Here is a 13,268-nt window from a genome sequence, read left to right as displayed (position 1 = left end):
TTGATAAAAGAAAAATCATTATCTTTCTGATCCGGGCTCTTTCCGAAACGAGATGAAACTTATCGATACATCGAGATCAGCGGGCTGAATTATCTAGTTTTCAAATGCATAGCCAGGAAACTTTACGTGCCAGGTGTCGGCGACAAGCAGACGAACCAGGATGGCACCGGGTCAGCTTTTCGTGGTGACGACCGGTGCATCGCCGGCGCGCTCCCCGGGATCCGGGGGTACGGCACCCGCCCCGGACGACATCCCGACGCGCGGAATGGTGACCGATTCGACGCGCGGCGGAACCTCCCGACATCCACGCCGCGCTGGGTCAGGCAACAAGTCTCGGGGGTACGGGACTCGCGAATCGGTGGGCGGGATACAGGCCCGTCAGGCCGCGCGGTCGGCCAGCGCCTCGCGCATCAGGCTCGCGACCATCCCGTCCTGGAACTGCTCGCGCTGGATGAACAGGGCGTCCGGAACCAGCACCGAGGCTTCCTGCGGCGGCGGATCGATCGGGTCGCTGGACAGGACGATGCGCAGGCCCGGGCGCAGGGCCCGCGCCTCGACCGCGAGCTGCGCGCAGCACAGGCCGCCGCCCTGCAGGGCGGCATCCACCACCATCACGTCCACGGGCAGCCCGAGGGCCAGCACCGTCATGGCGTCGACGCCGCGGTCGCAGGCGGTCACCTGATAGCCCAGCATCCGGATCTCGGTGGAGATCTCGTCGCGCCACCGCTTATGGCGGCCGACGACCAGCACTTGGATCCGGTAGCAGACGCCCTGGGGCAGCCTGCCGGAGGCCGTCTCGACGTCGGTTGTGGGCATCGTCCGCACTCGACCTCGCTCTGGCATTGCGATGCACCATGCTATGCCGGGAACCGAGCCCCGCGCAAGTCTGCCGCCGCGAAGACGCCGCATTCGGCGGCGGCACTGCCCAAAGCGCGTGCAGCCTCACGCTTAGGCAGCAGCCCCGGGCGGCGGCGTGCGGTTGACGGCGCCGGGGTCGCGCGGGCAACACCGGGCCGCCGCGGGACGCCCCGCGCGCTGCCGGAGCTTTGAGTCGATGTCGTCCGCGAAATCCCCGCCCGTCTCTCCGCTGGCGCCGCGCGCGGTGCCGGAGCTGCCGCCGCTCCCGGGCGTGCGGATCGCCACCGCGCAGGCCGGCATCCGCTACAGCGGCCGGACCGACGTGCTCTACGTCGACCTCGCCGCCGGAACCCGCGCGGCCGGCGTGTTCACCCGCTCGAAATGCCCGTCGGCGCCGGTGGATTGGTGCCGCGAGGCCCTGGCCCACGGACCGGCCCGGGCCCTGGTGGTCAATTCGGGCAACGCCAACGCGTTCACGGGCCGGCTCGGCCGGGAGGCGGTGGCCAAGACCGTCCAGATCGCCGCGCAGGCGGCCGGCTGCGGCGACCGGGAGGTCTACGTCGCCTCCACGGGCGTGATCGGCGAGCCGCTGCCGGCCGAGCGCTTCGAGGGCGTGCTGGCCGACTGCGCCGCCCGCGCCACGGACGGCCCGGCCGCCTGGGCCGAGGCCGCCCGGGCGATCATGACCACCGACACCTTCCCCAAGCTCGCGACCCGGACCGCCGAGATCGCGGGCGTGCGCGTCACCATCAACGGCATCGCCAAGGGCGCGGGCATGATCGCCCCCGACATGGCGACCATGCTGGCCTTCGTGTTCACCGACGCCGCCCTGCCGCAGGCCGCCCTCCAGGCGCTGCTGAGCGCGGGCACCAGGACCAGCTTCAACTGCGTGACGGTGGACGGCGACACCTCGACCTCCGACACCCTGCTGCTGTTCTCTACCGCCAAGGCCGGCAACGCCGAGATCGCCGACGCGGCCGACCCGCGGCTGGCCGGCTTCAAGGCGGCGCTCGACGGCCTGCTGATCGAGCTGGCCCAGCTCGTCGCCAAGGACGGCGAGGGCGCGCGCAAGTTCGTCACCGTGCGGGTCACGGGCGCCGAGAGCGACGCCTCCGCGCACAAGATCGCCATGTCGATCGCCAACTCGCCGCTGGTGAAGACCGCGGTGGCCGGCGAGGACGCCAATTGGGGCCGGGTGGTGATGGCGGTGGGCAAGGCCGGCGAGCCCGCCGACCGGGACCGGCTCGCGATCTGGTTCGGCGACGTGCGCGTGGCCGTCCAGGGCGCCCGGGACCCGGATTACAGCGAGGACGCCGCCAGCGCGGTGATGCGCGAGCCCGAGATCGGGATCCGGGTCGATCTCGGGTTGGGCGAGGGCCAGGCCCGCGTCTGGACCTGCGACCTGACCAAGGCCTACATCGAGATCAACGGGGATTACCGCTCGTGAGGGCCGGCCTCGCCGGCCTTCTCCTGCTCGCCCTGTTGCCCGCCCGGGCGCACGCCGACGATGACGCGTGCAAGCGCCGCATCAGCGTCGTCGGGCACGCCGCGGAGGCGCGGGCACCGGACTTCGCCGAGGTCACGGTCGGGATCGAGGCGCGGGGCGCGACCCCGGCGGCGGCCCTCGACGCCGCCTCGAAGGCGGTAACCGGCGTCTCGGCGCAGGCGCGGGCGCTCGGCGTGCCGCCCGCCGACATCGGCACCGCCGCGGTGACGCTCCAGGCCGGCGCGCGCTCCGTGACCCGGCCGGGCGGCCTCGTCACCGAGGAGCCCGACGGCTACCGCGCCGGCAACACCGTGACCGTGCGCCTCGCCGACATGGACCGCCTGGGCGACCTGCTGCGCCAGGCGCTCGATGCGGGCGCGAACCGGATCGACGGGGTGAGCTTCGGCCTGCGCGAGCCCGACAAGGCCGAATCGGCCCTCCAGATCGCCGCCGCGCGCGATGCCCGGACCCGGGCCGAGGCCCTGGCCGAGGCGCTCGGCGCCAAGCTCGGGCCGGTCTGCGTGCTCACCACCGCGGGGGGCGCGGTCCCGCCGCCGCCGGTCTTCAGCCGGGCGCTGGCGGCGCCGATGGCGGCCAAGGGCCGGCGCGTCCCGGTCGAGGCCGGCACGATCCAGCTCTCCTCCGAGGTCTCGGCCACCTTCGCGGTGGCGCCGTGAGCGGGCCCGGGACGCCCGCCCTGCGCCTGTTGCTGGTGGTCGCGGTGGCGCTGGTCGACGTCGACGGCCGGATCCTGGTGAGCGAGCGCCCGGCGGGCAAGCAGCTCGCCGGCCTGTGGGAGTTCCCCGGCGGCAAGGTCGAGGCCGGCGAGCGCCCGGAGGAGACCCTGATCCGGGAGCTGTCGGAGGAACTCGGCATCCGGGTCGAGGAGCCGTGCCTGGCGCCCCTGACCTTCGCCAGCCACGCCTATCCGGACTTCCACCTGCTGATGCCGCTCTACGTCTGCCGGCGCTGGTCGGGCACGCCGCGCCCGATGGAGGGCCAGGCGCTCAAATGGGTCCGCCCGAAGGCCCTGCGCGACCTCGCCATGCCCCCGGCCGACACGCCGCTGATCCCGTTCCTGGTGGAGCTGCTGGGGGGGTAAAGCGGGCGAAAGCCGTCCTTTCGAGCGCGGAAGAAGGTACGTGCGCCTTCCCTCCCCCGCAGAGGGGGGAGGGAGAGGTGCCCGGGGTTGGCCTGAGCGCTCATCCGGCAGCGAGTCGGAACATCTCGGCCCGCCGACCTCCAAAACCTCACAGCGCCAGAATCCCCTCCACCACCTCCTGCACGGCGAGCGCTTCCGCGAGGGTGGCGAGATGGTGGGGTTCGCCGCGGGTCATGCGGGCGACGCCGTCGAGCTGGCGGCGCAGCGCGATCGGGCGAACCTCCGCGTTGGGCAGCGCGTCGGGGGCCGGGATGAAGGTCCCGTCCGGGGCGCGGCGCTCGGCGATGGCCCAGTCGCGCAGGCGGATCGCGCCGGCATCGCCTTCGAGCGTCCAGGTGTTGCGGTCGTCCTCCGCGACCCCGCCGACCCGGCCGGTGAGCGTGACCGGGACGTCGCCCGCCGTGAGCGTCACGTCGATCGCCCGCTCGGAATGGCCGGGTTCCGGGAACGCGACCGTGCCGGCGAGCCCGTGGAGGGGCCCGCACAGGCGGTGGCTGAGGAACAGGAAGTGCGAGACCACCTCGCGGGTGAAGCCGCCCTCGGCCCGGGCGTCGAGCCAGCGCGCCGCGTCGGCCTGCCAGGGGCGCGGCCAGCGGGCGAAGGCCACCGCGATGGTGAGCCGCCGGGGCGTCCCGACCGCGCCGTCGGCGATCCAGCGCTGCAGCGCCGCAACGCCGGGCGAGGAGGCGAACGGGAAGTTCACCGCCCCGGCCGCCCCCGCGGACGCCACGAAGGCGCGGGCCTCGGCGAGGTCGACCGCCAGGGGCTTCTCGCAGAACACGGTCCGGCCGGCGGCCAGCGCGGCCCGGGCGTAGCCGAGATGCGAGGCCGGCGGCGAGGCGACGTACACGCAGGCGCTCGCCGCCACGACCGCGGCGGCGTCGGCGACCCGCGGCACCGCCGGGAAGGCCGCTCCGACCCGGGCCAGGGCCTCCGGCGACGGATCCCACAGGGCGGCGACCCGAACCGGCGAATCCGGCGCCCCGTGGAGGGCGGCGATCAGGCGCTCGCCCATGATGCCCGCGCCGATGATCCCGAGGGCGAGCGGCGCGTCGGTCGTGGTCATTCCTGGTCCCTGTGCTGGTGACGGCGCCCGGTCAGATCCGGCCCTGCCGGGCGTCGAGGCTGAACGGGCCGGCCCCGAAGGCCGCGACCTGAAGCAAGCCGCCCGCCACGGCGAGGTTCTTCAGGAAATGGAACATCTGGTTCGGGTCTGCCAGCGCCGTGTGGAAGGTCAGGGCGGTGGCCACCGCGAACCCGGCGAGCCCGAGGGCGACGAGCCGGGTCCGGTAGCCGAGGATCAGCAGCAGGCCGCCCAGGACCTCCACCAGGGCGGCAGCCGCGAACGAGACCTCCGGCAGCGGCAGGCCGGCGGCCCGGATGGTGGCGAGCGTCGCCTCCGGGGCGGCGAGCTTGCCGACCCCGCTCACCAGGAACAGGGCGCTCATCAGGAGCCGGCCGGATACCGGCAAGAGGGCGGCGACGGCGGCGGCGGCGGGGGCGATCGGGGAAGCCATGGCGATACTCCGGTTCAAGGTGGGGACGTTGGCGCGGATCAGGCCGCGCCCGGTCGGGCGAGGCCGCGGATCCAGTCCGCCGCGAGGCCGACATCGGCCTGGGACAGGCCGTGGCCGACCGGCACGACCCGGTGCGCCACCGCGGCGCCGGCCGCTGTGAGCTGGTGGGCCAGCCGGCCGGCGTTCTCGGCGGGGACGATCGGATCCATCGCCCCGGAGAGCATCAGCACCGGCTTGCCCGCCAGGTCGGCGACGGGCGGCTCGGAGAGCGGCACCATCGGGCGGATCAGCACGGCGCCGGCCAGCACCTCAGGCGCCAGCATCAGCAGCGCGGCGGCGATGTTGGCACCGTTGGAGAAGCCGAGCGCCACGGGGGCGGCGATCCCGTAGCGCTTCCGCGCCGCGGCCACGAAGGCGGCGAGCTCCGCGGTGCGGAGGCGCAGGTCGGCCTCGTCGAACACACCCTCGGCCAGGCGCCGGAAGAACCGCGGCATGCCGTTCTCCGTCACCGCCCCGCGGGGCGACAGCAGGGCGGCGCCCGGGGCCACGATCCGGCCGAGCGGCAGGAGATCGTGCTCGTTGCCGCCGGTCCCGTGCAGGAGCAGCAGCGGCGGGGCGTCGGCGGCGCCGGGTTCGAACAGGTGGATCAAGCCGAGGGAATCTTGGGTCATGGCGACCTCACGGGTGGCATGGTTGGCGCCTCCGCTCCGTTCGTCCGGAGCGGAGGCTTCGGTCAGGCGACCTTCGGCAGCACCGCCTCGATCTGGGCCCGGTGCGGCTCCAGCCCGGCGGGCAGCTTCAGGGCGGTGCCGAGGGATTCCGCCGGCTCGTCGATGGCGAAGCCGGGGGCATCGGTGGCGATCTCGAACAGCACGCCGCCGGGCTCGCGGAAGTAGACCGACCGGAAGTACTGCCGGTCCCGCTGCTCGGTGACCTGGAGGCCGAGCCCGGCGAGTTTTTCGGCCATCGCGGCCTGCGCGGCGTCGTCGGCCGCCCGGAACGCGATGTGGTGGACCGAGCCCGCCCCCTGCCGGCCGGGCAGGAAGCCGCCCACCGCCCGGAGGGTCACGAAGCCGCCGAGCGCCGCGCTGCCGGCGAACCGGATCAGGTTGCCCTCGCGGGCCTCCTCGCGCAGGCCCAGCACCTCCGTGAGGATCGCGGCCGTTCCCTGTGCCGTCTCCAGGAGGAGCGTCACCCCGTGCAGGCCGCGGATCGCGTGCTCGGCCGGCACCTCGGCCGAGGCCCAGGCGGGCTCCGCCTCCGCGCCGTCGACGCCCACCAGCGCCAGCATCATCCCGTCGGGATCCCGGAAGCGCAGGGTCGGCGCACCGAACACCTGGACCAGCGGCTCGTGGGCGACGGCCTTCTCGATCAGCCGGTGGGTCCACCAGCCGATCGAGCCCCGGGGCACCCGGAACGCGGTCTCCTGGGTCTCGCCGATCCCGACCCGGCCGGGGGCCGCGTGCGCGATCGGAAAGAAGGTCAGGATCGTGCCGGGCTGCCCGGACGCGTCGCCGTAATACAGGTGGTAGGTGCCCGGATCGTCGAAGTTGACGGTCTTCTTCACCAGCCGCTGTCCGAGCACGCGGGTGTGGAAGTCGAGGTTGCGCATTGCCGGGCCGGAGAAGGCCGTGACGTGGTGGAGGCCGGACTGCACCATGACGCTGTCTCCCGAGAGGCCGCCGCGAGAAGCGCGGTGGACGTGTGTCGATGACGGCAATCTGGCCCTTGCCATCGGATCCGAAAATAGAAACGCTGGAAACCCATTGTTTCCGGAATGAGACCCATGCGGCTCCCCGATTTCGAGGCTTGGGCGGTCTTCGCCAAGGTGGTGGAGGTGGGCTCGTTCGGCCGGGCCGCGGACGACCTCGGCCTGTCGAAGGGCACCGTCTCGAAGGCGGTGGGCCGGCTGGAGGCCCGGATCGGCGCGCGGCTGTTCAACCGCACCTCGCGCAAGCTCGCCCTGACGGAGGCCGGCCACGCCGCCAAGGCCGGCGCCGCCCGGATCCTGGCGGAGGGCGAGGCCGCGGAGGCGCAGGCCGTGGCGGGCGCCGCGGAGCCGCGCGGCCTGGTCCGCCTCGCGGCCCCGATGACCTTCGGGGTGATGCACGTGGCGCCGCTGTTGCCGGATTTCCTGCGGCAGCACCCGGCGGTCTCGGTGGACCTGCACCTGTCGGACGCGGTGGTGGATCTCGTCGGCGGCGGCTTCGATATCGGCCTTCGGATCGCGGCGCTGCCGGATTCCTCCCTACGGGCCCGGCGGCTCTGCGCGATCCGGCGCTCGCTGGTGGCGACGCCGGCGTATCTCGACCGGCACGGGCGGCCCGGACATCCGGACGACCTCGCCCGCCACGCCTGCCTGGGCTACGCCTACCTGCCGACCCCCGACCGCTGGCGCTTCATCGACGCGGCCGGCGCGGAGGCCGTGATCGTGCCCGGCGGACAGCTGCGGGCGAACAACGCCGAGGCGCTGGCCCCGGCGCTCCGGGCCGGGCTCGGCCTCGCCCTGCAGCCGGACTTCATGATCTGGGACGACCTGGAGGCCGGGCGGCTCGAGCGGGTCCTGCCAGGCTGGTCTCCGCCCCCGATCGCGCTCCACCTCGTGACGCCCCCCGGCGACCCGCGGCCGGCCCGGATCACCGCGCTGCTGGGCTATCTGGGCCAGACGCTCGCCCAGGCGCCCTGGGCCGGTCCGGCGCCGGGATAAGGCCGCCGCCATGGGCGGCACGACCGGCCATCGCAGGCCTGCGGGGCTGAAATTCTAACGTGGTTGAATGCCGGTCCGGCAAGAGCGCGGGACAACCGCAATCCGACCATGTCCCGACGGCTGCTACACGTTGAATGATTTTATACAAAGTTTCTTGACTCGCACGATTGTATCTGACGAGATCGAAACTCTTGATGACCCGACCTTTCCAGGGATGGCCGGGACCCGAATCGATCGACGCGCGTCTGCTTCCGGCGTCGATCGGACCGATCCCCGGGCGTCATGGGAGGGATGCGGTGTCGACCGACGTTGGAACCGTCCTGCGGGTCAGGGCATCCGTCGCGCAGGGCCGCGTCGCCCGATGAGGACACCGATCGAGAATCCCCAGCGCCGCACGCCCGCCCGCGTCCGGCATCCGCGCCAACCGCGCGCCCGGCTTGTGCCCGTGAGCTCCGTCCGGTCGAGGCCCCGATGCTGACTGCGGTGCCCTCTCGCTCCGTGCCTGACCGCCTGCGCCACAAGACCGTGGCCGCGGCCGTCGCGGAATCCCTGCGCCAGAGGATCCTGACCGGCGAGTTTCCGGCCGGCACGCAGCTGCGCCAGGACGCGCTCGCCGAGGAGTTCGGGATCAGCCGGATCCCGATCCGCGAGGCGCTGCTGCAGCTCGAAGCCACCGGCCTGATCAAGATCATGCCGCATCGCGGGGCCGTGGTCTCGGGCCTGTCGGTGGAGGAGGTCGAGGACATCTTCGCCCTGCGCGTCCGGCTCGAGCCGGAACTGCTGGCCCTCTCGGCGCCGCGCCTGTCGGAGCAGGACCTCCAGGGCCTGCGCGACCTCACCGAGGAATACGGCACCGCCCTGGAGGCCGGCGAGATCCTGCGCTGGGGCGAGCTGAACCAGCGCTTCCATCTCGACCTGCTGCGGCATGCCGGTCGCCCGCGCTCGCTGACCATCGTGGCCAGCCTGCTGCAGGATTGCGACCGCCCGACCCGGCTGCAGCTCTCGGCCTCCGGCGACGTCGCCCGCGCCGACCGGGAGCACCGGGAAATCCTCGCCCTGTGCGAGGCCGGCCGGTTCGACCGGGCGGCCGACCACCTGCGCCGTCACATCGAGTTCGCCGCGCAATCCCTGATCGCCATCTACCGGCGCGCGCTCACGCCGTGAACGACCCCATGGCAGCGCCCGGTGGCGGGCCGACCAGCGCCCGCACCCTGCTGGCCGGGATGCCCTGATCGCCCCCACGCGGTGGTCGCACGGTAAAATCGGTTCGCGGTCGGCTGCCCCACCACGGATAGCGTGGCCGATGGGGCCGCGCTCCTGCACGGGATGGCTTCGGCCGTGCAGGAGCGCCATATCCCGCCTCCCGGTCCCGCCCCCCGCGCACCTGTCGCCCCGGCGCCTTGGTTTCCAAGGCTGTCGCGACTGCGTTAGGACGGGGCGCGCGCGGTCGCCCGGCGGGCGGCCTTCAGCACGGGTGGGGATGCCATGGCAGGCAAGGACGAAGCGACATGGCGGGTCGGCGTCCTGTTCTCACGCAGCGGGGTTAGCGGCATCACCGAGACCGAGCACTTCCTCGGCACGGCCCTGGCGATCGAGGAGATCAACACGGCCGGCGGCGTGCTCGGGCGGCCGATCGAACCGATCTGCTACGATCCGGCCGGCGACAACGATGCGTATCGGTCCTATGCCCGACGGATGCTCGCCGAGGACGGGGCCGAGGTGATCTTCGGATGCTCGCTCTCGGCCAGCCGCAAGTCGGTCCTGTCCACCGTCGAGCGGCACAACGGCCTGCTCTGGTACCCGTCGATCTACGAGGGCTTCGAGTATTCGGAGAACATCATCTACACGGGCGCGACCCTCAACCAGAACGTCTTCGCGTTGGCAGACTACCTCCTCCAGGAGCATGGCCCCCGGATCTTCCTGATCGGGTCCGACTACATCTACCCGCGCGAGTCGAACCGGGTGATGCGCGATCTGGTCGAGACCAAGGGCGGGACCATCGTCGGCGAACTCTACGCCCCCCTCGACGCCGACGATGCGGCCCATGTCGACATGATCGCCGAGATCCGCCACGCGGCGCCGGACGCGGTGTTCTCGACCGTGGTCGGGCGCGGCGCCGAGCGGCTCTACCGGGCCTACGCCGCATCGGGGATCGACCGGCGGCGCTGCCCGATCGCCAGCCTGACCCTGGCGGAGGGCCAGATCCGGGCGATCGGCCCGGACCTGTGCAGCAGCCACGTCCTGGCGGCCTCGTATTTCGCGGCCCTCGTGGGCGAGGAGAACCGGCGCTTCGTCACCGCCTTCCAGACCCGGTTCGGGTCTGAGCGCCCGACCAGCATGTGGTCTGAGACCGCCTACGCGCAGGTGCATCTCTTCGCCCGCGCCCTGGCGGAGGCCGGCACCCTCGATGCCGAGCGCCTCGGCGCCGCGGCTCTGCGGCAGCGCCTCGCGGCACCGGAAGGCGAACTCGCCTTCGATGGCGAGACGCGGCACGTCTGGCTCACCCCCGGCATCGGCGTCGCCCGCGCCGACGGGCAGTTCGACGTCGTCTGGCGGGCGCGCCGACCGGTGCGGCCCGATCCGTACCTCGCCTGGTCCCGGTTCGAGACGAACTGCCTGGACGAGGGGATGGCCGCGTGACGGCGCCCGCCCGCCGGATCCTGGACGACCTGAGGCGGGCGAGAGCCCTGGTCATCCATCCCAGCGACGAGGAGGGCGCCGCGCTTCTGGAGCAACTCCGGCGCCTCGGCTGCGCGGTCTCCCTCGCCTGGCCGCCGCCGGCGGCCTTACCGCCGGACATCGACACGCTGTTCATCCAGCTCGACGACGCGCAGGTGATGCACCTCCTGCCGTCGATCGAGGAGATCGAGCCCGCCGTCATCGCCATCGTGGCCTACGAGAGCCCGACGTCGCTGAAGGCGATCGCCGACGTCAACGCGCACGGGGTGCTGAACAAGCCGCTGCACCCGCGCGGGGTGCTGACCCAGTTTGCCCTGGCCCGCTATCGGCGCGGCTACGAGGGCCGGTTGATCAGCAAGATCAACCGGCTGGAGGAGACCATGAAGGGCCGCCGCACCGTCGAGAAGGCGGTCCGGCTGCTCGTGGAGCTCAACCGGATCGACGAGGAGGCCGCCTACAAGATGCTTCGGGACCGTGCCACCGCGTCCCGCGTGCCGATGGCGAGCGTGGCCGAGAGCGTCGTCTCGGCCCACGAGGCGATGAGCGGCCTCGGCTTGCGCATCGCGTTGGCGGAAAAGACCTGAATGCAGCAACCTGCCGCAAATATCACCTTGCGACCCGTCTTCAGGCGCGTATCGTAGTCTTATCGGGCAAGGTTGCCCCGCAGCAGCATTGCTGCATGACATCTCGGCTTTGGAGCCTCTGGTCCGCGGATGACGTCCGCGCCCAGGGGCTTTTTGCGTTTTGGAGCCATCATGATCCAAGCGAACGATCCCGCACGCCCGCCGTTACGGGTGTCCTGCATCCAGTTCGAACCGCAATTCGGTGCCGTCGCGGCCAATATCGCGCAGGCGTCCGATCTCATCCGCGCCGCCGTGGCGGAGGGCAGCCGGCTGATCGTCCTGCCCGAGCTCGCCAGCACCGGCTACGTGTTCGAATCCGACGCGGAGGCGGCCGCCCTCGCCGAGCCGGTGCCGGACGGGCCGACGGCCCGGGCCTGGGCGGCGCTCGCGGCGGAACTCGGCGTCCACATCGTGGCCGGCATCGCCGAGCGCGGGGACGGCGTCCTCTACAACGCCGCCGTGATCGTCGGGCCGCAGGGCTATATCGGCACCTACCGGAAGGCGCATCTCTGGGACCAGGAGAACGTGTTCTTCGCCAAGGGCGACCTCGGTTTCCCGGTCTTCGACACGGCGCTCGGCAAGATCGGGGTCGCGATCTGCTACGACGGCTGGTTCCCCGAAACCTTCCGGCAGCTCGCCCTCGCGGGCGCCGAGATCGTCTGCATCCCGACCAACTGGGTGCCGATGCCCGACCAGCCCGCGGGCGAGGCCGCCATGGCCAACACCCTGCACCGGGCCGCCGCCCACGCGAACGGCGTCTTCATCGCCTGCGCCGACCGGGTCGGCATCGAGCGCGGCCAGCCCTTCGAGGGGCAGAGCCTGATCATCGGCCCCAAGGGCTGGCCGCTGGCCGGCCCGGCGAGCCGCGACCGGACCGAGACCCTCTCGGCCGTGGTCGATCTCGACGAAGCCGGCCGCAAGGATTTGAACGCATTCAATTCCCTCCTGCGTGACCGCCGCACCGACATCTACGGCTGACCCCGCCGCCACCGCGTCTTTCCCAGGAGCCCATTCATGGTGACACGTTTTCTCATCGGCACGGCCGCTGCGCTCGTGCTCGCGGCCTCGGCTGCACAGGCCGCCGACGAAAAGCCCATCGTCATCGGCGTGCCGATCGGTCTGTCGGGGGCCAACAGCGTCGTCGCTCCCTCGGTGGTGCAGTCGGCCGAACTCGCGGTCGAAGAAATCAATGCGGGCGGCGGCGTGCTCGGCCGGAAGCTCGTCCTGGAGGTGGCCGACGACGCCTCCGGCGCGGCCGGCGCCCAGAAGGCCTTCGACGGCCTGATCTACCAGAAGAAGGTCGACGTCCTGATTTCCATGGAGACGAGCGCGGCCCGCAACGCCGGCCTGCCCGCCGTCACCAAGGGCCGCGTGCCGTACATCTACACCTCGTTCTACGAGGGGCATTCCTGCAACAAGAACATGTTCGTGGATGCCTGGGTGCCGGAGCAGCAGGTGCCGCCGGTGATCGACGCCTTCAAGGCCAAGGGCGCCAAGACCTACTTCCTCATCGGCAGCGACTACGCGTTCGGGCGCGGCATGCTCGGCTTCGCCAAGACCTACGCCGAGAAGACCGGCGGCAAGGTGGTGGGCGAGGAATACCTGCCGATGGACGGCAGCGACTGGACCGCGATCATCTCCAAGCTGAAGGAGGCCAAGCCCGACGCGCTGGTCACCTCGACCGCCGGCGGCGCGCCGAACGTCACGCTCACCAAGCAGCTGCGCGGCGCCGGCGTGTCGCTGCCCTTCGCCAACCTCGCGCTGGACGAGGGCACCGCCAAGAGCATGGGCGCCGACGCCGAGGGCGTCTACCTGTCGGCCTCCTACGTGACCGGGATCGACAGCCCGGAGAACAAGACCTTCCTGGCCGCCATGAAGAAGAAGTTCGGCGCCGAGCTGCGGACGCCCAACGATCTCTCGGTGCCGGAATACGAGGCGATCTACCTCTACAAGGCCGCCGTCGAGAAGGCGGGGGGGACCGAGACCGCGAAGGTGCTCGAGGCCCTGCCCACCGTGAGCGTGACCGGGCCGCGGGGCACGATCCGCATGAGCAAGCAGCACCACGCGCCCCTGACCATGTATCTCGGCCAGATCCAGGCGGACGGATCGGTCAAGGTCGCGGGCACCTTCAAGGATGTCGATCCCGGCGAGCAGTGCCCGAAGCTGCCGTGACGTGATGCGCCTCTCCCTCCCTCCCGGGGGAGGGAGCGTCCGGGATCGGCCGTCGGGCCGATCC

The 13,268-nt window shown here is 72.0% G+C and carries 14 protein-coding genes; 9 read left to right on the top strand and 5 right to left on the bottom strand.

What is annotated here, in order from left to right; all coding sequences use genetic code 11:
* Positions 1-378 precede the first annotated feature (378 nt).
* A complete protein-coding gene (locus AC0IY0_RS16120) occupies positions 379-816 on the bottom strand; it encodes a response regulator (protein ID WP_147941188.1) in 438 nt (145 codons plus the stop codon).
* A 238-nt stretch (positions 817-1,054) separates the two neighbouring features.
* On the opposite strand from AC0IY0_RS16120, the gene argJ reads away from it, so the two are divergent.
* From argJ to AC0IY0_RS16105, 3 genes are read left to right on the top strand one after another with little or no spacing between them, the layout of a single operon-like run.
* Complete coding sequence (argJ, locus tag AC0IY0_RS16115; protein ID WP_147910213.1) at positions 1,055-2,305, top strand: bifunctional glutamate N-acetyltransferase/amino-acid acetyltransferase ArgJ; 1,251 nt, start codon at positions 1,055-1,057, stop codon at positions 2,303-2,305.
* Positions 2,302-3,021: an SIMPL domain-containing protein gene (locus AC0IY0_RS16110; RefSeq protein ID WP_471764580.1), complete on the top strand. Its 720-nt coding sequence runs from the start codon at positions 2,302-2,304 to the stop codon at positions 3,019-3,021. The genes argJ and AC0IY0_RS16110 overlap by 4 nt, the downstream gene beginning before the upstream one ends.
* Complete coding sequence (locus AC0IY0_RS16105; RefSeq protein ID WP_147910215.1) at positions 3,018-3,446, top strand: (deoxy)nucleoside triphosphate pyrophosphohydrolase; 429 nt, start codon at positions 3,018-3,020, stop codon at positions 3,444-3,446. Before AC0IY0_RS16110 ends, AC0IY0_RS16105 begins: the two co-directional genes overlap by 4 nt.
* A 148-nt stretch (positions 3,447-3,594) precedes the next feature.
* On the opposite strand, the gene AC0IY0_RS16100 is transcribed toward AC0IY0_RS16105, so the two are convergent.
* From AC0IY0_RS16100 to AC0IY0_RS16085, 4 genes are all read right to left on the bottom strand, one after another.
* Complete coding sequence (locus AC0IY0_RS16100; protein WP_471764578.1) at positions 3,595-4,572, bottom strand: Gfo/Idh/MocA family protein; 978 nt, start codon at positions 4,570-4,572, stop codon at positions 3,595-3,597.
* A 31-nt stretch (positions 4,573-4,603) separates the two neighbouring features.
* Positions 4,604-5,023, bottom strand: coding sequence for a DoxX family protein (locus AC0IY0_RS16095; RefSeq protein WP_147939862.1), 420 nt, complete (start codon positions 5,021-5,023; stop codon positions 4,604-4,606).
* Between the two features lie 38 nt (positions 5,024-5,061).
* On the bottom strand, positions 5,062-5,694 hold the full coding sequence (locus AC0IY0_RS16090; protein WP_147910918.1) for an alpha/beta hydrolase: 633 nt from the start codon (positions 5,692-5,694) through the stop codon (positions 5,062-5,064).
* A 62-nt stretch (positions 5,695-5,756) separates the two neighbouring features.
* Positions 5,757-6,683 carry a ring-cleaving dioxygenase gene (locus AC0IY0_RS16085; protein ID WP_147910917.1) on the bottom strand — a complete coding sequence of 309 codons (927 nt, stop codon included), beginning with the start codon at positions 6,681-6,683 and terminating at the stop codon, positions 5,757-5,759.
* Between the two features lie 126 nt (positions 6,684-6,809).
* Between AC0IY0_RS16085 and AC0IY0_RS16080 the strand changes: the two genes are divergently transcribed.
* The 6 genes from AC0IY0_RS16080 (at position 6,810) to AC0IY0_RS16055 (ending at position 13,204) form a co-directional block, all read left to right on the top strand.
* Positions 6,810-7,730, top strand: coding sequence for a LysR family transcriptional regulator (locus tag AC0IY0_RS16080; RefSeq protein WP_147910916.1), 921 nt, complete (start codon positions 6,810-6,812; stop codon positions 7,728-7,730).
* A gap of 471 nt (positions 7,731-8,201) precedes the next feature.
* The gene (locus AC0IY0_RS16075) at positions 8,202-8,894 is read left to right on the top strand and encodes a GntR family transcriptional regulator (RefSeq protein WP_147910915.1); all 693 of its coding nucleotides are present in this window, start codon (positions 8,202-8,204) and stop codon (positions 8,892-8,894) included.
* A gap of 321 nt (positions 8,895-9,215) precedes the next feature.
* A complete protein-coding gene (locus AC0IY0_RS16070) occupies positions 9,216-10,370 on the top strand; it encodes a transporter substrate-binding domain-containing protein (protein WP_147939860.1) in 1,155 nt (384 codons plus the stop codon).
* Positions 10,367-10,993, top strand: a complete 627-nt coding sequence (locus AC0IY0_RS16065) for an ANTAR domain-containing response regulator (protein WP_147909883.1) — start codon at positions 10,367-10,369, stop codon at positions 10,991-10,993. The genes AC0IY0_RS16070 and AC0IY0_RS16065 overlap by 4 nt, the downstream gene beginning before the upstream one ends.
* 171 nt (positions 10,994-11,164) lie before the next feature.
* Complete coding sequence (locus AC0IY0_RS16060) at positions 11,165-12,010, top strand: nitrilase family protein (protein ID WP_471764575.1); 846 nt, start codon at positions 11,165-11,167, stop codon at positions 12,008-12,010.
* A 36-nt stretch (positions 12,011-12,046) separates the two neighbouring features.
* Positions 12,047-13,204, top strand: coding sequence for a substrate-binding protein (locus AC0IY0_RS16055; protein ID WP_461230017.1), 1,158 nt, complete (start codon positions 12,047-12,049; stop codon positions 13,202-13,204).
* The last annotated feature ends 64 nt before the right edge of the window (positions 13,205-13,268 follow it).

Source organism: Methylobacterium sp. AC315 (genome assembly GCF_979253755.1).
Note: the sequence above shows the minus strand (reverse complement) of the source record. Positions and strands in the feature narration are given on the sequence as shown.

Bases quoted from the DNA above. Each gene is read 5' to 3' on its own strand.
- AC0IY0_RS16120 (WP_147941188.1), bottom strand. From the start codon at position 816: ATGCCCACAACCGACGTCGAGACGGCCTCCGGCAGGCTGCCCCAGGGC.
- argJ (WP_147910213.1), top strand. From the start codon at position 1,055: ATGTCGTCCGCGAAATCCCCGCCCGTCTCTCCGCTGGCGCCGCGCGCG.
- AC0IY0_RS16100 (WP_471764578.1), bottom strand. From the start codon at position 4,572: ATGACCACGACCGACGCGCCGCTCGCCCTCGGGATCATCGGCGCGGGC.
- AC0IY0_RS16095 (WP_147939862.1), bottom strand. From the start codon at position 5,023: ATGGCTTCCCCGATCGCCCCCGCCGCCGCCGCCGTCGCCGCCCTCTTG.
- AC0IY0_RS16090 (WP_147910918.1), bottom strand. From the start codon at position 5,694: ATGACCCAAGATTCCCTCGGCTTGATCCACCTGTTCGAACCCGGCGCC.
- AC0IY0_RS16085 (WP_147910917.1), bottom strand. From the start codon at position 6,683: ATGGTGCAGTCCGGCCTCCACCACGTCACGGCCTTCTCCGGCCCGGCA.
- AC0IY0_RS16080 (WP_147910916.1), top strand. From the start codon at position 6,810: ATGCGGCTCCCCGATTTCGAGGCTTGGGCGGTCTTCGCCAAGGTGGTG.
- AC0IY0_RS16075 (WP_147910915.1), top strand. From the start codon at position 8,202: ATGCTGACTGCGGTGCCCTCTCGCTCCGTGCCTGACCGCCTGCGCCAC.
- AC0IY0_RS16070 (WP_147939860.1), top strand. From the start codon at position 9,216: ATGGCAGGCAAGGACGAAGCGACATGGCGGGTCGGCGTCCTGTTCTCA.
- AC0IY0_RS16060 (WP_471764575.1), top strand. From the start codon at position 11,165: ATGATCCAAGCGAACGATCCCGCACGCCCGCCGTTACGGGTGTCCTGC.
- AC0IY0_RS16055 (WP_461230017.1), top strand. From the start codon at position 12,047: ATGGTGACACGTTTTCTCATCGGCACGGCCGCTGCGCTCGTGCTCGCG.